Below are 21,323 nucleotides of genomic sequence, written 5' to 3'. Positions count from 1 at the left end.
TTATTCTAATCTAAAATAGAAGGAAAATAAAAAAGAAGTATTTCGATAAAATAAAAAACCACTACTGAAATTCAGTAGTGGTTGAAATTTCAAATGTATGTATGGCGGAGGAAGAGGGATTCGAACCCCCGCGCGGTTTGACCCGCCTGTCGGTTTTCAAGACCGATCCCTTCAGCCAGACTTGGGTATTCCTCCATTTGGACAAGTAATAATATAACATGGAATTTTAAATAAGTCAATAAAAACAATGATATAAAAATCACAAAATTAGGATGTTTATGGAATAATGTGCTACAAGTAGAAGAATACCCAGAACAAAACATTGCAATTATCATTGTATATGAGGTATACTAATTTATGCCGTGCTAGGTGGGGAGGTAGCGGTGCCCTGTAACTCGCAATCCGCTCTAGCGAGACTGAAGTCCTTTTTGAGGCTGTATGCATGTAGGGTTTGCCTCTTGCACGTAGCGTTGAAGGTTGGGTCCCGCGCAATGGGTAGCCATGAACCATGTCAGGTCCGGAAGGAAGCAGCATTAAGTGGTTTCACCCATGTGCCGTGGGGTAGCCTGACCCGAGCTGGCGACAAGAGTAGCACCTATGTGCTGCAGTCGAGGAAAGGTGCACGGCTTTATGATTGAAATATTTGCCGTGTCGGCTATTTTTATAGTTAAATATTATATCGAACAATTTTGGAAAGGCTGTAGATATCTTAAACAATGAGATATCTATAGCCTTTTTTAATTCAAATGAATTGAACCTGTATTCCACCAGATGCGAACAGTTTCTTAATAAAAACTTAAGAATTTGTTATTTTTTTCAATTACTCGGAACTATATGTTAAAAAAAACGTACTAATCAACAAAAGATGTGAAAAGGAGATGTCGCTGGGTGCAAAGAAATATATTCATTCTAATGATGGTAGTCTTTATTACTTTCTTTGTTCAAATTGATACAACACGTGCTGCACCACAATTGGAAGTGAAAGCAGAAGTAGGTGTAGACAACAAAATTAAATTGTATACACCTTTACCAATAAAATTAACAATCACAAATAATGGGAGTCCCTTTTCAGGGGATTTAGTCATCGATGCTGCAGTTACTTATTCAGCCGGTTCTGCTCAAGTTTATGCACTAGATCTGGCAGAAGGTGAAACAAAAACAATTACTCTTTATTTGGACGGTTTATCAGACGATTATTATTATCGCTCACAAAACGAAAGCCTTTTTTCCTTTTATGATGGTGGTATTGAAAAAGGAAAATTAATTGATTATTCAGGCGATAAAAATATTCGTTTTCGATCTTATTACGACGGAGATTATTCATTTATTTTTACTTATACGGAAAATAGTGATCGTTTAGCGGCATTATTACGTTTGAGTCAATATGTTCCAAATAATATTGAAATTTTTCATTTAAATCAAATCCCTAATTATGATTTTCCTATAGATTTCAAAGGATTTGCCATGGCAGATATATTCGTTGTGGATGAAATGAATATTGCCGATTTATCAGAAGAGAAGCAACAGGCAATTTATGAGTGGGTAGAAAACGGTGGAATTCTGCTAGTTGGAGCATCTGAACAAGTGGAGCGTTCCATGGGGATATTTGGTGAATATCTTCCATTAAATTTGTCCTCTGAGAAAGTTATCGTCACGAAAGAAGTATTAGAAACATTATCTAAAGGCGGCATTTTTACGGAAGATATTGAAGTATTCCGTGCAACTGAAAAAGAAGGTAGCAAAAGAATCCTCGCTGATGGAAATACAATACTTGCCTCATCCATTGACTTAGGGAAAGGAAAAATTATTCAAACGACTTTTTCGTTAGGAGATCAGCCGCTCTCAACGATGGATGGTTATGGAAAGTTAATAAACGAAATTTTGCAGCTTCAATCGAATAGCAATCAATGGAACAGAGGGAATTTTTTAGATCAGTTGCCATATGAGGTTGGAAATTCTAATGAGTTATTCCCTTCATTCCAAGTAAAAACGCCACTCATTATTATTACGATCATACTTTACATGTTCATTGTAGGACCTATTTTATATCTCGTATTAAAAAAGCTCGACAAAAGGGAACATGCATGGTGGCTTATCCCTGTTCTATCAATTGTATTAACATTGTCAATGTTCATTGTTGGCGCAAAAGATCGCATTATGCAAGCTCAAATCAATCAGTCAGCCTTTTATAAAGTGAATAGAAAAAACTTATCAGGCTATTATGTAGAGTCTATTTTAACGAATCGAGGCGGAGATTTTGTATTTACTGTAGATGAAAATACGTCTGCCTTTGCGAAAAGAAACTATGGAATGAATACTTTCGGTATCTTACATGAAAAATCCTATGTTAAACATCATGGGAATGGAACGACCATTCACTTACGAAATTTGAATTATTGGTCTGTGCAATCAATTATTGGTGAAACTAACATACCAAATGCAGGGAACTTTGATATCGATTTAACTGTGAAAGATTCAAAAATTGAGGGAACGGTAAAAAATAATTTCCCATTTGCTGTGAAGGATGTTGCTATTTGGTCTGGTGCACGAGAGATTCTATTAGGAGATATTAAACCAAATGAGACAGTAAAGGTTTCTGAATCCTTAAACAGCTCAATTCTTTTAAAACCAATTGTTTATGGTAATTATTTAGGAACGCCAAAAACGGCTGAAGAATTGATTCCAAAAAGGATCATGCAACTGAAATATCAGGCTTTAAATTTAATGGATGAAAATCAGCCGGTAGTTATTGGTTGGGCAGAAGAAGCGATCGTCGGTATTCAATTAGATGGTAGGGCAGAAGTAAACCCTATCGCTGTTATTCTTCAAACATTTGAACCAAATTTGGATCTTGAAGGGGAATTTACAGTGAATGATAGCATGATGGAAACAAATATATATCCTGTCAATGCTGGATATATGGAAATGTATAATGAACAAAATAATGAATGGCAATTAGACCCTGGTGAGTATGAATATATAGCTGTCATTCCAGAAGAATTATTTGATGAAAAATTGCAATTGACAAAAATAAAAATATCGAATCACGAAAATAAAAACCTAACAATTTCCCTTTGGAATTATAAGACAAATCGTTTTGAAGAAATTCAAGAGAAAGAAATGTTATTACAGGAAAATCTCGAACAATATATTTCAGAGTATCATGAAATAAAGATGTTATTACAGGTTAAAAACAATATTGAAATGTCGCCAATTAAATTACCGACTGTAGAGATTCAGGGGGTGGCTAATAAATGATTGAAATTCAAAATCTCACAAAAAAATTTGGTTCTTTTACAGCCCTTGACCAGTTGACTATGACTGTTGGGGAAGGTGTAGTTTTTGGTTTTGTTGGTGCAAACGGGGCTGGTAAATCTACAACTTTTTCTATTCTTGCCACCCTCCTCTCCCCATCATCAGGCGATGCTTTTATTAATGGGAAAAGCGTTGTAAAAGAGCCAAAAGAAGTGCGGAAATTAATTGGCTATATGCCAGACTTTTTTGGAGTTTATGACCAATTAAAAACAGATGAATATTTAGATTTTTATGGTGCGTGTTATGGACTTTCAGAAAAACAAAGGAAAGTGCTGATTCCACAATTGTTAGAGCTCGTCAATTTAACGGATAAACGTTATGAATATGTAGATTTGTTATCCCGGGGAATGAAGCAGCGCCTATGTTTAGCTCGTTCGCTCATCCATGATCCGAAAGTGTTAATTTTAGATGAACCAGCATCTGGTTTAGATCCGCGAGCAAGGGTAGAAATGCGAGAAATCATTAAGCAGTTAAAACAGATGGGGAAAACGATTTTAATTTCATCCCATATACTTCCTGAACTTGCGGAAATGTGTGATGAAATTGGTGTTATTGATCGAGGGAAATTAATTGCCCATGGAAATGTTGATTCCATACAGTCCAAATTACAGGGAGATAAGAATATTACGATAAAAGTTTTACATGAAATTGAAAAAACGGTGAAGTTTTTAGAGGAAGATCCATTTGTTTCATCAATTGAAGTGCTAGAAGGAAATGAAGCAATAACGTTTATTTATAAAGGGACGAAGGAAGAACAAATGAAATTATTGCAAAGAGCAATTGTTGCGGGACTTCCGGTTTATTCTTTCATGGAAGATGAAAAAGATTTGGAAGATGTTTATATGGCGATTACGAAGGGAGCGGATTCAAAATGAAAGGACTATTATCCAATCCTGTATTGATGAAAGAATTAAAATTGCGTTTCCGCGCCTTTAAAAGCTTTTCAGGCTTAATGTTTTATTTAGCGGTATTAATCATATTTGTTTCAGGCTTCTTACTAATATTTACGCAATTTTCTACCTCTGGATTTTTCGTACCTAGCAATAGTTTTACGATGTTTTCTGTACTTTCTGTATTGCAAATGGCCCTTGTTATGTTTATTACACCAGGGCTTACTGCTGGGGCAATTAGCACAGAGCGGGAGAAACAAACTTTAAATATTTTACTGACGACAACCCAATCCTCTTCGCAAATAATTATTGGAAAGCTATTATCCTCTGTAGCATTTCTTATTTTAATGTTAATAGCTGGGCTGCCGCTTTATAGCATTGTGTTTTTATTTGGAGGAGTGTCACCAGGACAATTTTTTACAATGTTTTTCTTTTATTTAGTTACATTAATTGCGATCGGTAGTATTGGCATCATGTTCTCAACGATTACAAAAAGAACGATTATTTCGATGATTGCAACTTACGGAGCGATGATATTTTTAGGAGGTATTACTGCTTTCTTCTTCTTTGTAGGTTTTTCTTTAGAACAAATGATGATGTCGCAACAACAAAATACTCAAGGTTTAACGACATTCTTACCAATATCGTATTTTTGGGCAAGTATTAACCCAGGCGTACTTATTCTTACTTTGCTTATCCCTGATACGAAAACAGCTTTAATAGATACAGTTGGAATTAGTTTTCCAAATTGGATTGTTTATTTAATCTTTTATGTATTTATCACCATTGTTTGTTTAACCATTGCCATTCGAAAATTGCGAGCAAATATGAAAACAAATCGTTAGGAGTGAGAAAGATGGATCGTCAAAGCGGATTATTAAAATACGTGAAGAAAGCAAAAAGAAGCTTAAACATTGAAAAAATGCTGCCTATGTTACAATACGGAATTTTCTTTTCATTAATACTTAGCCTGGCGATCCTCTTCGTTTCTCGCTTCTTTGTTTTCGCCTATTATGACGAAGTTGCTTTGTTTGTGGCGTGTGCAACACTTATTGTGACGGTTGTTTATATATACTTTAAGCGCATTCGTTTGAAGGAAGCGATACGGGAATTAGATTCTTTTTATCCTTATAACGAATTAGTAACAGCTCTTTCATTTAACAATGAGGAGCATCCATTAGCAGATTCAATTATGAACAAAGCTATTAACGAATTGGAAGGAGCTTATGACCGTTTTAAAAAGCGACCAAAAAACTATTGGCGACCAAAAGTATTGCTTGGAATTTTGGGTGCTATCATTATTATGGCTACTTTAGTCATTTTTCCTTCCAAAACGCAACAGGAAGCGCAGGTTGTTGAAAAAGAACGAGAAGTCATTCAGGAAATGGAAAAGGAAATAGCGAAATTAGAGAAAAAAGCTCAATCTGAAGAAGTAAAAAGGGAAATGAAAGAGCTCCTTGAAAAATTGAAAGAGGTAGAGACTTCTGAACAAGCGCTTCGAGAGGTAGTAAAGAAACAAAAAGAACTAAAACTGCAACAACAAAAATTGCAGGATAAGAAGTTAGGAGAAAAGGGTGAAACTTCGGAATTATCGGAAGAAGAATTGCAAAAACTGAAAGATTTAGCGGAAATGCAAAGTTTACTTGCAAAAAATGCTTCGAACACTCAAAATGCCTTAAGTAAAATTGGAAAGCCTATTAGCTTTGATTTGCAAAACACGATAGCTAAAGCGATAGATTCTCAAACGAACGAATCTAACATTGGAAACAACTCTCAAAACATGAATAACCAAAATGGCAATTCCTCAATGGGGAATAATAACAGCAAAGCCAATCAGCAACAAAATAATAATCAGACTGGTCAAGGAAGTAATGGTTCTGGCAGTAGTCAAGGCCAAGGACATACTGGATCTGGGTCCGGGAGTAATCAAGGTCAGGGAAGCAATGGAACAACAGGTCTTGGCCAAGGTCAAGGAAATGGATCTATGGCAGGTAGCGGTGCAGGAAAAGGAAAGGGAGGTCGCAATCTTCTATCAGTGCCTAGTGGGCGGCTTGGAGAAAGCAATGAACCAACTGTAGACAGTGGTCCGATAGGTGAAGGAGATCCAGCAATAGAACAAAAAGGCCCAGTTCCCGTGACAAAGGGAAGTGTTCGTCCTTATGAAGAAGTCATCGGGGAATATGAAGAAAAGTATTTACAAAGTACCGAACGTTTGCAACTACCGAAAGATCTACAAAATGTAGTGGAATCATACTTTTCATCGATTCAGTCTGAAGAGTAGGGGGAATCAGTGTGTTTAGTGAAGAACAATATTCGGAAATGGCAGAACAGCTGCAGCGAGTAAGAAAGGAAATTGGTAAATTTATTGTTGGTCAGGATGAGGCGATCGAATACACTCTTTATTCTATATTGGCAGATGGTCATGCATTATTAGAAGGGTTGCCTGGGATGGGGAAAACGATGCTTATTCGCACGATTTCAAGTGTTTTAGATTTATCCTTCTCCCGCATCCAATTTACGCCAGATTTAATGCCTGCTGATATTACAGGGACAAATATCATTCAACGAACTGAAAGAGGCTCACAACAATTTGTTTTTCAACCAGGACCGATTTTTAACCAAATGGTGTTGGCTGATGAAATTAACCGAGCAACACCCAAAACGCAAAGTGCATTATTAGAAGCAATGGGTGAAAAGACGGTGACAATTTTAGGAGATACGAAGCCTATGGCAAAACCGTTTTTTGTATTAGCGACACAAAATCCAATTGAAATGGAAGGAACATATCCTCTACCAGAGGCACAAATGGACCGCTTTTTATGCAAGATATTAGTACCATATCCTCGTAAAGACGAGTTAATGGAAATAATGAAACGGACGACAGGTTCACAAGATATTCAATTACAAAAAGTGATGAATACAGAACGTTTAATTATTGCCCAACAAATGGTAAAGGAAGTATTAGTAGCTGATGAAATGTTAGAATATGCAGCTGATTTAGTCATGGCAACCCATCCAAAAGGGGAGGATGCTTTACCTTTTGTAAAACAATACATCATGTATGGAAGTGGACCGAGGGGATTACAAAGTATCATTAAGCTAGCAAAAGCGAGAGCGGTATTTAACGGGAGATTTCATGTAGCTCTTGCAGATATAAAAGCTGTGGCTAAACCGGCTTTGCGTCATCGACTTCTTTTAAATTATGAAGGAGAGGCAACTGGAAAAACAACGGACGATTTAATAGAAGAAATACTACATCACATTCAACAAGGTGTCTCCGCATGAATCATTTCATTTTATCAGATGAATTGATTACCAAAATAGGACGCTTATCGGTTGCCACATCTTCCAAATTAAGAGGGCATCATAAAGGTTCGCATCGCTCTCAACGCTTTGGTTCTTCCTTAGATTTCTCAGATTATAGAGAATATGCGTTAGGAGATGATGTGCGTCAAGTAGACTGGAATGTATTCGCAAGGACGGAAAAATATTTTATTAAGCGTTTTTTAGATGAGCAGGAAATGAGAGTGCATATATTGCTGGATTCCTCTCGTTCAATGGGTGACGAGAAAAAGTGGCTATTTGCAAGACAGCTTGTTGCTGCTTTAGGAATCATGGTATTAAACAGAGATGATCGACTCTCCTTTTCTACTTTAGAGGCAGACACTTTTTTTAGAAGAAAAGGAGCAACTTATCGAAAAGTCTATTTGCAAATAGTGTCGCAAATGAAGGAAGCTACTTTTAAAGAGAGTTTTGCAAAGAATGGATTAAAGGCTTTACCAAAAGATAGTACGGTATTATTTGTTATAACGGATAGTCTAGAACCGATAACGGAATGGGAACATTTTTTCCGTAAACTTCCTCGTTTTGCAGGGGACGTTCGTTGTATTCAAATTGTGACGGAAGAAGAATTAAATCCAACCTATACAGGGGATGTTCGGTTAATTGATGCAGAAAGTAATGAAGAATTAAACGTTTCTATGTCGAATAAAGTGCTAGAACAGTATAAAAAAGAACGCGCTCAACACGAAGCAGCTTTCCATAAGATATGCAGTCGCTTCGGCATTCAAACAATTCAATTAGTCGTTGAAAATGGAATTCAGCACGCGATTTTTCATCAATTATTAATGAATCGGTGGGTACAGTGAGGTGATACGCTTTGGGGGTTAGTCAATTAATCTTTTTATGGACCATTGCTTTTCCAATCATTGTCCTTTTATATTACTTCTTTCGAAAGAAATATAAAGAACAAGAAGTATCTTCCACACTTTTTTGGGAACAAGTGATGCAAGAAACCCGCGTATCGCCTTACTTAAAACATTTACAAAGGAATGCGCTATTTTATTTACAGATGTTAGCACTACTGTTGTTTGTTCTTGCATTAATGAATCCCTATTTAAAAACAAAGGAAATTGGCGGAGAACAAGTAATATGGATTGTGGATACGTCTGCGACAATGCTTGCAGGAAAAGAACAATCGACCTTTGAAAAACATCTAGAGGAAATGCGTTCACTCGTGAAAGAGATTGGGGGAAGACCATTAACAATCATTACAACAGGTAGTGATCCAAAAGCAATTATTCGTCAAGAAACGAATGTGCAGCAAATCGAAAAAGCAATCGACGGATTAGCCGTAACTTACGAAGAGCAGCATTTAACGAAAGCAATTGAGATGGCAAATGCTTTTATCGGTGATTTGCCAACAACAATATATTTATTTACAGATGCTGTATCCCGTTCGGATTTGCCTATAGAGAGTGAACATGTGAAATGGATTGTTAAGGGAGCAGATAGAGACTTAAAAAATGTGGCAATCACTCGATTGGCAGCAACAAGCATAAATGGTGAAACGATTGCATTGTTACAATTAAAAAATGAAACAGAAGAAAATCAAACGGTACAGCTTTCTATTACAAATAAAGATGGCGATGAGTTATTGGAAAAAACCATTACGTTACAACCAAAAGCAGAATTGGCCAACACATTTGAAGCTTTGCCGAATATTGATGTGCTTGTTGCAACGATTCAAGTAAAGGATGATTACGAAGCAGATAATTCGATGATGACCATCGTTGGAAGTAATCCTTATGAAATTGCGGTAGGACAAGATATGCATAAGTTAGTGCAAATCGGGTTTCAATCGGTAGGTCTTGATGTGAAATCTGTTCCTGAACATCAATTGGAATCCTTAAGGGGTGCGATTGTAGTAACGAATCAAACCGAACTTCTTAAGCGTAATGAACCGATTGTATTAATTGGCCGAGATGATGAGATTGAAAGTGAAGTAAGCGGAAAAATAGAAGTAATACAAGATGAATTGTTTGCGTTCAGTTCGCTAGAAGATGTATATGTAAGTGCGGTTTACCCACCATTTGATGACTTTGATACGATTGCAAGGGTTGGAGACAAACCATTTATTCAACGGTCTCCTAAAGGAGATATTGTCGTTTTAGCGGATATTCAGTCAACAGACTGGCCGCTTTATCCTTCATTTCCTTTGTTTTTATGGAGTGTTCAAAATGAACTAATGGAAGGTAAAACTTCATTAGGAATATTTACGCCAAATGAACAACGAGCTGTTTCGTTATTGCCAGGTGACTGGTCCATTTACACTGCAGATGGCGTGTATATTTCTTCTTTTGAACAATCAAGGGATTTTCAAGCGCCATCAAAACCAGGGTTATATGTTGTTCAATCAGAACATGAGGAGAGACCTTTTATTGTTCAATTACCACAGAAAGAGCGGACAATTGAAGAAGGGACGAGTTTTGAATTAGGAAATGTCGTAAGTGGACAAGAGGAAATAACGAATCAATCAATTGCGAAATGGATTGTGCTACTTATTTTATTTTTGATTGTGGTTGAGTGGGAGGTGCAAAGAAGACGTGGATTTGCGAATTGATCATCCAATTTTCCTGCTTTTGCTCATACCACTCTTAGGGTATTTGATTTGGACGTGGTTACATCATCGTTCATTATTAAAAAGGAAACATGGAATTGTCTTTATCATACGTATTATCACTATTATTATGCTTGTCTTTGCCATTGCATCTCCTTATTTGTTATTGCCGGTGAAGGAAGAGCAAGTATTATTCCTTATCGACCGCTCTGCTTCAATGGCAGGCACTGAGGATGAAGCGTTAAAGTTTATCGAAGAAAGTTTACGAGAAAAGAAAGAAACCCATTCGGTAGGGATTTATTCTTTTGCATTGAACTTTCAAACTGAAGCAATCTTATCTAAGACATTAGAGCATGTTCCAAACTTAAGTGAAATACGTGAAGTGGGTGAGACAAATATTGAACAAGCACTACAACTAGCAACAGGCATCGTTGATAAGGACAAAGCAACACGCATTGTTCTTATGACGGATGGTTTACAAACGAAAGGTGAAGTTTTAGAGAGCATAACAAAAATAGCTGGTTCAAAAATTTCAGTAGATGTTGTTCCATTAGGTAGAAAAATAAGCAACGATGTTTCAATTCAGAGCTTTACAACACCGCAAGTGGCTTATCAGGGAGAAGAACAAACATTAGTGACTGAAATTGAATCAACAACAGATACAATGGGCGAATTGCTGTTATATGAAAATGATCAACTTATTTTCCGGGAAACAATTCAGCTAGAAGAAGGGAAAAATGTTTTTACTTATCGACATAAAGGCAATAAAGAAGGTTTAGTCAAATATGAAGCATACATTCAAACCGATGAAGATGCAATCTTAGAAAATAATAAGTTGACAAGTATAACAATGGTTCAAAGTACCCCACGATTACTCATTGTTAGTGATAGAGAAGAAGGCTCTCCAATTGCTGATATGTTAAATCCTTCTTCAATCCAATTTGAAGAAGTGTTATCTGAAGAATTGCCGAGCTCGCTATCATATATGTTGAAGTATGATGCCATTATTTTTGACAATGTTCCTGGCCATCTTGTAGGAGAAGCGAAAATGGGTGTCATCGAGCAGGCGGTAAAAAACTTTGGCATTGGCTTTATGATGGTTGGTGGTGAAAACAGCTTTGGCCTTGGCGGATATTTTAAAACACCAATTGAAAAGTTGCTACCAGTAGAAATGGAAGTAAAGGGTAAACAACAACTTCCATCTTTAGGACTTGTCATTGTACTTGACCGTTCTGGCAGTATGATTGGGCTAAAAATGGAATTAGCAAAGGAAGCAGCAGTGCGTTCCGTGGAATTACTTCGAGAGGGAGACACTTTTGGATTAATTGCTTTCGACTCGCATCCTTGGGAAATCATTGAAACTAAACCATTAGGAAATAAAGATGAAGTGACTAATACCATCTTATCGATTCCGGCTGAAGGAGGTACGGAAATTTATCCTTCTCTTTCTTTAGCCTATAATAATCTGTTTGATTTACCATTACAAAGAAAACATATTATTTTATTAACAGATGGACAGTCAGCTACATCAGGTAACTACGAAGAACTAATTGAAAGTGGGAAGAAAAAACATATTACGTTATCAACTGTTGCCATTGGGCATGATGCGGATCGTCAACTTTTAGAAAGCTTAAGTGAATTAGCTGGAGGAAGATTTTATGACGTGGAGGATGAAACGACGATTCCTTCGATTTTATCTCGTGAGACAGCGATGATTTCTCGGACATATATTGTAGATGATCCGTTTTATCCGGTCATTTATCACTCAGATGGTTGGAATCAGTTGTTTGAAGAGGGCGTTCCTCAAATGAATGCTTATATAGGTACGACAGCGAAAACTACAGCTAATGTGATAGCAGAAAGTGAAAAAGAAGATCCGGTGCTTGCAGAATGGCAATATGGATTAGGAAGGACGATTGCATTTACTTCCGATTCAACAGGTGCTTGGGCAGGTGATTGGGGACGTTGGGATCGATGGGTTGACTTTTGGAATACAGCAATTTCTCGCTTGCTGCCTACTTATAACGAAATTGCTTATGATATTCGAATGGATGGAGAAGGCTCATTCTTAATTACCGACCCAACGAATCAAGCTGCATTTTTAGATGTAGCAGTTGTAGATGAATATGGAAATGAATTGGAGGTTCATTTAGAACCGATTTCTGCAAGTAAAGTGCGAGCGGTTGCGGATGCAAAACCGGGGCTTGTATTTTTTAGAATTTCAAAGGATGACAATGTATATCAAGCGGGATTAACGGTGCCGTATAGTTCGGAATATAGATTGCAACAACTAAATGAGAAATTATTAGAAGAAGTAGCAGATAAAACTGGTGGCAAAATCGTAGAGGATCCTCAAGAAGTATTTCGAAAATTCAACGAACAAGGAGCAACACGTCAAAGCATTGCTACCATTATATTGCTCGTCAGTTTATTGCTTTTCTTTGTCGACATAACGATAAGGAGATTTGGTTGGGCCTTTTTCAAGCAAATGGGCAAATCGAAAAATATTGTGACAGCACAAAAGGTAACAGAGGAAGAAACGAGTGTAGCTGAAATATTAAAAGAGTTAAGGAAAAAATAATAATAAAAGGATAGGATGGTGTCGTAGTAGGTGGCGCCATCTTTTTTCAATCATTTATTATGCTCTACAGAAAAGAAGAAGTAATGTAAGGAGTTGTGCTATAATGTAGCTACAAGAATGACGAAGGTAGAAGGAGAGGAAATCGTTGACGTACCAAGCATTTTATCGTGTTTACAGACCACAAAGTTTCCGCGAAATGTCTGGTCAAACCCACGTAAAAAGAACACTTCAAAATGCTCTCCTAGCAAATAAAACAACGCATGCGTATTTGTTTTCTGGTCCACGAGGTACAGGTAAGACAAGTACTGCTAAAATTTTTGCTAAAGCATTAAATTGCGAAAAAGCACCAACAAATGAACCTTGTAATGAATGTCCAACTTGCCGAAGTATAACAGAAGGCTCGCATCCGGATGTCATTGAATTCGATGCCGCTTCCAATTCCCGCGTTGAAGAAATTCGCGACATTATTGAGAAAGTAAGGTTTGCTCCAGTAAGTGCTCGCTATAAAGTGTATATAATCGACGAAGTGCATATGCTATCTACAAGTGCTTTTAATGCTTTACTCAAAACGTTAGAAGAGCCTCCATCTCATGCGGTATTTATTTTAGCAACAACCGAGCCTCATAAATTACCAGCTACAATTATTTCTCGCTGTCAACGGTTTGATTTTAAACGCCTCTCTTCCAACGATATTGTGGAACGAATGAAATTAGTGTTAGAGGATATCAATTTACCTTTTGAGGAACAGGCGTTAAAAGTCATTGCCCAAGCAGCTAGTGGTGGGATGAGGGATGCACTAAGTTTATTAGATCAAGTCGTATCCTTTAGCGGGGAAAAGTTGACTTTAGAAAATGCTTTGTTGGTAAGCGGATCCATAAGTCAAGATGTGTTCTATGATATGGTTGTTGCTTTAAAAGAAAAAGACATTGCACATGTCCTATCTTTATTGGAAGAGTTAATTGCAGAAGGAAAAGATCCACTTCGTTTATCGGAAGACTTAATTACCTTCTTCCGAGATTTATTATTGCTTCAAACAAGCGAGGATTTAGAGGAACTGTTAGAGCTAGTGACGCCAGAGGAAAAATTTATCGAGTTGTCCCGCGAGTTTTCAGCCGATACGCTTTACGGATATATCGATATCCTATCCAAAACACAGCAAGATATGAGATTTTCTCATCACACGAAAGTTTATTTGGAAACGGCTTTATTGAAAATGACTCAATTTTCCAATGTAGGTGTGTTGAAAGCGGGAGAAATGCCACAAGCGGATTCTGTATTGAATAATAAAGTCATACAATTAGAGAAAATAATTTTTCAATTGAAAGAGCAAATTGAAAATGGAGCGGCGATATCTGCAACGGATGCACCAGTAAAAGATGAGAATCGCCAAAGAACAAAAATAACGAATGCATACAAAGCGCCGACGGGTAGAATAAAAGAAGTATTAAAAGAAGCTACTAAAAAAGACATTATTCAAATTAAAAATGCTTGGTTACCTGCACTCAACCAACTGCAAAAATCACAATCAGCTCTATTTGCGGAAGCAGAACCAGTTGCAGCTTCTTCTAGTGCATTTGTGATAAAATTCAAGTATGATATACATTGTCAAATGGTTGCTGAAAACAAAGACCTTACTTCTACATTTTCTCAAATACTTTTCCAACAAATGGGTACCATGTACGAAATTTTATGTATACCAGAAAGTCAATGGACCGTTTTGCGTGAAAACTTTATTCGGGAGAACGGTTTAAATCTAAAAAAAGATCAAAATGCAGGTAAGGTTCAGGAAAGCGCTCCTGAGGCGCCATATATTGACGATGCAAAAGAGATCGAATCGGAAGACCCAATTGTGAAAGAAGCGGAAAAAATGTTTGGGAAAGATTTTATTGAAGTAGTAGAAGATTGATAATTTTCAGCATAATTATTAATGAATGTCAATGAAGGAGGACGTATTTATGCGTGGAATGGGTAATATGCAAAGTATGATGAAAAAAATGCAAAAAATGCAAAAGGAAATGCTTCAAGCACAAGAAGAATTAAATGCAAGACAATTTGAAGGAACAGCTGGCGGTGGCATGGTAAAAGTAATAGTTAGCGGTGAACGCAAAGTGCTTGAAGTCAACATAGATCCTTCTGTAGTGGACCCTGAAGATGTAGAAATGCTGCAAGATTTAATTACCGTTGCAACAAATGATGCATTGAACAAAGTGGATGAAGCAACTGCGGCAACAATGGGCAAATTTACACAAGGCTTAAACCTTCCGTTCTAGGAGGAAAAATTAAATGTATTATCCTGAACCAATATCAAAGCTCATTGATAGCTTTATGAAATTGCCAGGCATCGGTCCGAAAACTGCGGCTCGACTGGCATTTTTCGTTTTAACAATGAAGGAAGATGCAGTCTTGTCCTTTGCAAAGGCATTAGTTGATGCGAAGAGAGACTTAACATACTGTTCTGTATGTGGGCATATTACAGATGTGGATCCGTGCCAAATTTGTACTGATCAATCAAGGGATGCCTCGACAATTTGTGTCGTACAAGACCCGAAAGATGTGATAGCTATGGAGAAAATGAAGGACTACCATGGCTTGTATCATGTTTTGCATGGCGCTATCTCACCGATGGATGGGGTTGGACCAGAAGACATAAATGTAGCTTCTTTAATCAACCGATTAAAAGATGAAAGAGTAAAAGAACTTATTTTAGCAACCAATCCAACGATTGAAGGAGAAGCAACGGCAATGTATATTTCACGTCTAGTAAAACCATCTGGAATTCGAACAACCCGTATAGCCCATGGATTACCAGTAGGTGGCGATCTGGAGTATGCTGATGAGGTAACGTTATCTAAAGCTTTGGAAGGACGGCGTGAAATATAAAGTGGGTTTATTTAGTAGAAAAGGAAAGTTAAAAAAAGAATTTGATGAGCAGTTAGCGCGATTAATGCAAGAAACGAAAGAAGATTGGAATAATGCAAAACTTCTTGAAGAGTTAACCGAAGATTATAATTTAGATGTCATTGCTCAAAGTAAAATTGCTGAAAGCATTCACTTTTATCTTTTTAAGGAAGCACGAATCCGAAAAATCATGTTGCGTAAATAAAAGTAGGACCATATCGTATAAAACAATTTCCTGATTCATAAAAAATTAAATACTAAGAGTAGCCGTTATAGCATATGTTTCCAATGTACTTAAACTCAGGAGGAGATTAGATGGGTACATATTTAATTTTAGGTGCTATATGCGTGCTACTCATGATACTTCTTACTATTGGTAAAAGAATTGGCTATGGAATAATCATTGAAAAGCTCGCAATTTTTTGGTTCCGCCTAGCTTGTTCTTTCGCCTTTTTGTATATAGCACATATAACGGTTGATGGTTTTGATATTATCGTTCCTGTTAACTTCTTTTCTGCTTTAACAATCACTATATTAGGAGTTCCAGGAGTTCTATGCATAGCGGTTTTAACTCTTTTACAATAAATTAATTAAAATCTCTTGCATTGTTTTAATTATGTTGATATAATGAATTTCCCTTTGAGTTACAAAATAAACAAGGGAATTAAAAAATATTGACAAACAAAAGATGAATTAGATATAATATAAGAGTTCTCTTTTGAGAGCTGAAAATGTGTGAAAAAACGCTTGAAATATTAAATAAACATGATATAATATTTTAGCGTCACTAAATTAACACTTGATGAACCTTGAAAACTGAACAACAAAACGTTAATGCAATAAATTATCTAGTTGTTAACCCTCGTTAACAAACTAGATTCGGACATTCAATTTTTGAGCAAATCAAATTTTCCTTTATGGAGAGTTTGATCCTGGCTCAGGACGAACGCTGGCGGCGTGCCTAATACATGCAAGTCGAGCGAACCAATTGAAAGCCTAGCTTTCATGAGGTTAGCGGCGGACGGGTGAGTAACACGTGGGTAACCTGCCCTATAGACTGGGATAACTCGCGGAAACGCGTGCTAATACCGGATAACACATCAAAGTGCATGCTTTGATGTTGAAAGATGGTTCTGCTATCACTATAGGATGGGCCCGCGGCGCATTAGCTTGTTGGTGGGGTAACGGCCTACCAAGGCGACGATGCGTAGCCGACCTGAGAGGGTGATCGGCCACACTGGGACTGAGACACGGCCCAGACTCCTACGGGAGGCAGCAGTAGGGAATCTTCCACAATGGGCGAAAGCCTGATGGAGCAACGCCGCGTGAGCGAAGAAGGTCTTCGGATCGTAAAGCTCTGTTGTAAGGGAAGAACAAGTGCAGTAGTAACTGGCTGCACCTTGACGGTACCTTACTAGAAAGCCACGGCTAACTACGTGCCAGCAGCCGCGGTAATACGTAGGTGGCAAGCGTTGTCCGGAATTATTGGGCGTAAAGCGCGCGCAGGCGGTTTCTTAAGTCTGATGTGAAAGCCCCCGGCTTAACCGGGGAGGGTCATTGGAAACTGGGAGACTTGAGTGCAGGAGAGGGAAGCGGAATTCCATGTGTAGCGGTGAAATGCGTAGAGATATGGAGGAACACCAGTGGCGAAGGCGGCTTCCTGGCCTGTAACTGACGCTGAGGCGCGAAAGCGTGGGGAGCAAACAGGATTAGATACCCTGGTAGTCCACGCCGTAAACGATGAGTGCTAAGTGTTAGGGGGTTTCCACCCCTTAGTGCTGCAGCTAACGCATTAAGCACTCCGCCTGGGGAGTACGGTCGCAAGACTGAAACTCAAAGGAATTGACGGGGGCCCGCACAAGCGGTGGAGCATGTGGTTTAATTCGAAGCAACGCGAAGAACCTTACCAGGTCTTGACATCCCGCTGACCGCTATGGAGACATAGCCTTCCCTTCGGGGACAGCGGTGACAGGTGGTGCATGGTTGTCGTCAGCTCGTGTCGTGAGATGTTGGGTTAAGTCCCGCAACGAGCGCAACCCTTGTCCTTAGTTGCCATCATTCAGTTGGGCACTCTAAGGAGACTGCCGTACAAATACGGAGGAAGGTGGGGATGACGTCAAATCATCATGCCCCTTATGACCTGGGCTACACACGTGCTACAATGGACGGTACAAACGGTCGCGAAGTCGCGAGACGGAGCCAATCCGAAAAAACCGTTCTCAGTTCGGATTGCAGGCTGCAACTCGCCTGCATGAAGCCGGAATCGCTAGTAATCGCGGATCAGCATGCCGCGGTGAATACGTTCCCGGGCCTTGTACACACCGCCCGTCACACCACGAGAGTCTGTAACACCCGAAGTCGGTGAGGTAACCCTTTCGGGAGCCAGCCGCCGAAGGTGGGACAGATGATTGGGGTGAAGTCGTAACAAGGTAGCCGTATCGGAAGGTGCGGCTGGATCACCTCCTTTCTAAGGATATTTACGGAAGCATTAGCGTTTTGTGTTCAGTTTTGAAGGTTTATGACCTTCAAAGTTATAGTGTTGTTCTTTGAAAACTGGATAAACGACATTGAAAGCAAGCAATTTACTGTAAAGCGCAAACAACTAGGCTAACACGACGTAAATGCGACGTGGATTAAAGCCGTAAGGGTTGCGAGACGCAAGCAAGACAAGGGAATGAGCGAGTGAGAACCGGAGTGTACTATATGCGTACATGAGGATTCGAACGAGCAAAATTGACGAAGTATTGCGCAGCGTATCGAAAACCGTAAAGGTTAAGTTGTTAAGGGCGCACGGTGGATGCCTTGGCACTAGGAGCCGATGAAGGACGGGACTAACACCGATATGCTTCGGGGAGCTGTAAGTAAGCTTTGATCCGGAGATTTCCGAATGGGGGAACCCACTGTTCGTAATGGAACAGTATCTTAACGTGAATCCATAGCGTTAAGAAGGCACACCCAGGGAACTGAAACATCTAAGTACCTGGAGGAGAAGAAAGAAAAATCGATTCCCTGAGTAGCGGCGAGCGAAACGGGAACAGCCCAAACCAAGAGGCTTGCCTCTTGGGGTTGTAGGACACTCTATACGGAGTTACAAAAGGATGGATTAGATGAACCGTTCTGGAAAGGACGGCCAGAGAAGGTAAAAGCCCTGTAGTCGAAAATCCATCCTCTCCTGAGTGGATCCTGAGTACGGCGGAACACGTGAAATTCCGTCGGAATCCGGGAGGACCATCTCCCAAGGCTAAATACTCCCTAGTGACCGATAGTGAACCAGTACCGTGAGGGAAAGGTGAAAAGCACCCCGGGAGGGGAGTGAAAGAGAACCTGAAACCGTGTGCCTACAAGTAGTCAGAGCCCGTTAACGGGTGATGGCGTGCCTTTTGTAGAATGAACCGGCGAGTTACGATTACGTGCAAGGTTAAGCAGAAAATGCGGAGCCGCAGCGAAAGCGAGTCTGAATAGGGCGTTTTGAGTACGTGGTCGTAGACCCGAAACCAGGTGATCTACCCATGTCCAGGGTGAAGGTGAGGTAACACTCACTGGAGGCCCGAACCCACGCACGTTGAAAAGTGCGGGGATGAGGTGTGGGTAGCGGAGAAATTCCAATCGAACTTGGAGATAGCTGGTTCTCTCCGAAATAGCTTTAGGGCTAGCCTCGTGTGAAGAATACTGGAGGTAGAGCACTGTTTGGACTAGGGGCCCACCTCGGGTTACCGAATTCAGACAAACTCCGAATGCCAGCTATTTATACACGGGAGTCAGACTACGAGTGATAAGATCCGTGGTCAAAAGGGAAACAGCCCAGACCACCAGCTAAGGTCCCAAAGTAATCGTTAAGTGGAAAAGGATGTGGCGTTGCTTAGACAACCAGGATGTTGGCTTAGAAGCAGCCATCATTTAAAGAGTGCGTAATAGCTCACTGGTCGAGTGACGCTGCGCCGAAAATGTATCGGGGCTAAACGATTCACCGAAGCTGTGGATTCGTGCGTTGCACGAGTGGTAGGAGAGCGTTCTAAGTGCGTCGAAGTCAGACCGGAAGGACTGGTGGAGCGCTTAGAAGTGAGAATGCCGGTATGAGTAGCGAAAGATGGGTGAGAATCCCATCCACCGAATGACTAAGGTTTCCTGAGGAAGGCTCGTCCGCTCAGGGTTAGTCGGGACCTAAGTCGAGGCCGAAAGGCGTAGACGATGGACAACAGGTTGATATTCCTGTACCACCTCCCCGCCGTTTGAGTGATGGGGGGGACGCAGGAGGATAGGGAATGCACGCTGTTGGTCGAGCGTGTCCAAGCAGCAAGGCGTGGAAGTAGGCAAATCCGCTTCCTAATACGCCGAGCTGTGATGGGGAGCGCGTTATGCGCGAAGTTCCTGATTTCACACTGCCAAGAAAAGCCTCTAGCGAGGCGGGAGGTGCCCGTACCGCAAACCGACACAGGTAGTCGAGGAGAGAATCCTAAGGTGAGCGAGAGAACTCTCGTTAAGGAACTCGGCAAAATGACCCCGTAACTTCGGGAGAAGGGGTGCTCATTGGGGTGCAAGCCCTGATGAGCCGCAGTGAATAGGCCCAGGCGACTGTTTAGCAAAAACACAGGTCTCTGCAAAACCGTAAGGTGAAGTATAGGGGCTGACGCCTGCCCGGTGCTGGAAGGTTAAGAGGAGGAGTTAGCGCAAGCGAAGCTCCGAATTGAAGCCCCAGTAAACGGCGGCCGTAACTATAACGGTCCTAAGGTAGCGAAATTCCTTGTCGGGTAAGTTCCGACCCGCACGAAAGGCGTAACGATCTGGGCACTGTCTCAACGAGAGACTCGGTGAAATTATAGTACCTGTGAAGATGCAGGTTACCCGCGACAGGACGGAAAGACCCCGTGGAGCTTTACTGTAACCTGATATTGAATTTCGGTGCAACTTGTACAGGATAGGTAGGAGCCGTAGAAGGGGGAGCGCCAGCTTCCCTGGAGGCGCCCTTGGGATACTACCCTGGTTGTACTGAAATTCTAACCCGCAAGCCTGATCGGCTTGGGAGACAGTGTCAGGTGGACAGTTTGACTGGGGCGGTCGCCTCCTAAAAGGTAACGGAGGCGCCCAAAGGTTCCCTCAGAATGGTTGGAAATCATTCGCAGAGTGTAAAGGCATAAGGGAGCTTGACTGCGAGACCTACAAGTCGAGCAGGGTCGAAAGACGGGCTTAGTGATCCGGTGGTTCCGCATGGAAGGGCCATCGCTCAACGGATAAAAGCTACCCCGGGGATAACAGGCTTATCTCCCCCAAGAGTCCACATCGACGGGGAGGTTTGGCACCTCGATGTCGGCTCATCGCATCCTGGGGCTGTAGTCGGTCCCAAGGGTTGGGCTGTTCGCCCATTAAAGCGGTACGCGAGCTGGGTTCAGAACGTCGTGAGACAGTTCGGTCCCTATCCGTCGTGGGCGTAGGAAATTTGAGAGGAGCTGTCCTTAGTACGAGAGGACCGGGATGGACACACCGCTGGTGTACCAGTTGTCTTGCCAAAGGCACCGCTGGGTAGCTATGTGTGGACGGGATAAGTGCTGAAAGCATCTAAGCATGAAGCCCCCCTCAAGATGAGATTTCCCATTGCATAAGCAAGTAAGATCCCTCAAAGACGATGAGGTAGATAGGTCCGAGGTGGAAGCACGGTGACGTGTGGAGCTGACGGATACTAATCGATCGAGGACTTAACCAATCATTTCAATGTCGTTATCCAGTTTTGAGAGAACAACCTCTC

The 21,323-nt window shown here is 40.4% G+C and carries 13 protein-coding genes, 1 tRNA gene, 2 rRNA genes and 1 other RNA gene; 16 read left to right on the top strand and 1 reads right to left on the bottom strand.

The genetic code is table 11. The annotated features are described in order from the left end of the window. Positions 1–102: 102 nt before the first annotated feature. Positions 103–195: transfer RNA gene (locus UtA1_RS02625), tRNA-Ser, on the bottom strand. Between the two features lie 165 nt (positions 196–360). Between UtA1_RS02625 and ffs the strand changes: the two genes are divergently transcribed. From ffs to UtA1_RS02545, 16 genes are all read left to right on the top strand, one after another. Continuing rightward, an RNA gene (ffs, locus tag UtA1_RS02620) (signal recognition particle sRNA large type) lies at positions 361–626 on the top strand. Positions 627–888: 262 nt separating this feature from the next. Next, positions 889–3,258 (top strand): hypothetical protein, encoded by a 2,370-nt coding sequence (locus UtA1_RS02615; protein WP_096549948.1) that lies wholly within the window; start codon positions 889–891, stop codon positions 3,256–3,258. Continuing rightward, positions 3,255–4,190 carry an ABC transporter ATP-binding protein gene (locus UtA1_RS02610; RefSeq protein ID WP_016839572.1) on the top strand — a complete coding sequence of 312 codons (936 nt, stop codon included), beginning with the start codon at positions 3,255–3,257 and terminating at the stop codon, positions 4,188–4,190. The genes UtA1_RS02615 and UtA1_RS02610 overlap by 4 nt, the downstream gene beginning before the upstream one ends. Next, a complete protein-coding gene (locus tag UtA1_RS02605; protein WP_096549947.1) occupies positions 4,187–5,050 on the top strand; it encodes an ABC transporter permease in 864 nt (287 codons plus the stop codon). The genes UtA1_RS02610 and UtA1_RS02605 overlap by 4 nt, the downstream gene beginning before the upstream one ends. Before the next feature lie 11 nt (positions 5,051–5,061). Beyond that, a complete protein-coding gene (locus UtA1_RS02600) occupies positions 5,062–6,486 on the top strand; it encodes a hypothetical protein (RefSeq protein ID WP_096549946.1) in 1,425 nt (474 codons plus the stop codon). Positions 6,487–6,524: 38 nt separating this feature from the next. Beyond that, positions 6,525–7,490, top strand: coding sequence for an AAA family ATPase (locus UtA1_RS02595; protein WP_050988865.1), 966 nt, complete (start codon positions 6,525–6,527; stop codon positions 7,488–7,490). Further along, a complete protein-coding gene (locus tag UtA1_RS02590) occupies positions 7,487–8,353 on the top strand; it encodes a DUF58 domain-containing protein (RefSeq protein ID WP_016839568.1) in 867 nt (288 codons plus the stop codon). Before UtA1_RS02595 ends, UtA1_RS02590 begins: the two co-directional genes overlap by 4 nt. An 11-nt stretch (positions 8,354–8,364) precedes the next feature. After that, positions 8,365–10,107 carry a vWA domain-containing protein gene (locus UtA1_RS02585; protein WP_096549945.1) on the top strand — a complete coding sequence of 581 codons (1,743 nt, stop codon included), beginning with the start codon at positions 8,365–8,367 and terminating at the stop codon, positions 10,105–10,107. Then, positions 10,091–12,685, top strand: a complete 2,595-nt coding sequence (locus UtA1_RS02580; protein WP_096549944.1) for a VWA domain-containing protein — start codon at positions 10,091–10,093, stop codon at positions 12,683–12,685. Before UtA1_RS02585 ends, UtA1_RS02580 begins: the two co-directional genes overlap by 17 nt. Before the next feature lie 145 nt (positions 12,686–12,830). Beyond that, positions 12,831–14,591 (top strand): DNA polymerase III subunit gamma/tau, encoded by a 1,761-nt coding sequence (gene dnaX / locus UtA1_RS02575; protein ID WP_096549943.1) that lies wholly within the window; start codon positions 12,831–12,833, stop codon positions 14,589–14,591. Between the two features lie 49 nt (positions 14,592–14,640). Next, the gene (locus UtA1_RS02570) at positions 14,641–14,955 is read left to right on the top strand and encodes a YbaB/EbfC family nucleoid-associated protein (protein WP_016839564.1); all 315 of its coding nucleotides are present in this window, start codon (positions 14,641–14,643) and stop codon (positions 14,953–14,955) included. Positions 14,956–14,968: 13 nt separating this feature from the next. Further along, positions 14,969–15,565, top strand: coding sequence for a recombination mediator RecR (gene recR, locus UtA1_RS02565; RefSeq protein WP_096549942.1), 597 nt, complete (start codon positions 14,969–14,971; stop codon positions 15,563–15,565). Then, the gene (locus UtA1_RS02560) at positions 15,555–15,788 is read left to right on the top strand and encodes a YaaL family protein (RefSeq protein ID WP_096549941.1); all 234 of its coding nucleotides are present in this window, start codon (positions 15,555–15,557) and stop codon (positions 15,786–15,788) included. The genes recR and UtA1_RS02560 overlap by 11 nt, the downstream gene beginning before the upstream one ends. A gap of 110 nt (positions 15,789–15,898) precedes the next feature. Next, complete coding sequence (locus UtA1_RS02555; protein ID WP_096549940.1) at positions 15,899–16,168, top strand: pro-sigmaK processing inhibitor BofA family protein; 270 nt, start codon at positions 15,899–15,901, stop codon at positions 16,166–16,168. Between the two features lie 329 nt (positions 16,169–16,497). Continuing rightward, positions 16,498–18,050, top strand: a 16S ribosomal RNA gene (locus tag UtA1_RS02550). A 303-nt stretch (positions 18,051–18,353) separates the two neighbouring features. Continuing rightward, a 23S ribosomal RNA gene (locus UtA1_RS02545) occupies positions 18,354–21,281 on the top strand. Together the 16S and 23S rRNA genes form the textbook arrangement of a ribosomal RNA operon. Positions 21,282–21,323 lie beyond the last annotated feature (42 nt).

The organism is Ureibacillus thermosphaericus (assembly GCF_002370195.2).
Classification (GTDB): Bacteria; Bacillota; Bacilli; order Bacillales_A; family Planococcaceae; genus Ureibacillus; species Ureibacillus thermosphaericus.
This window is presented reverse-complemented; position numbering and strand designations above follow the sequence as displayed.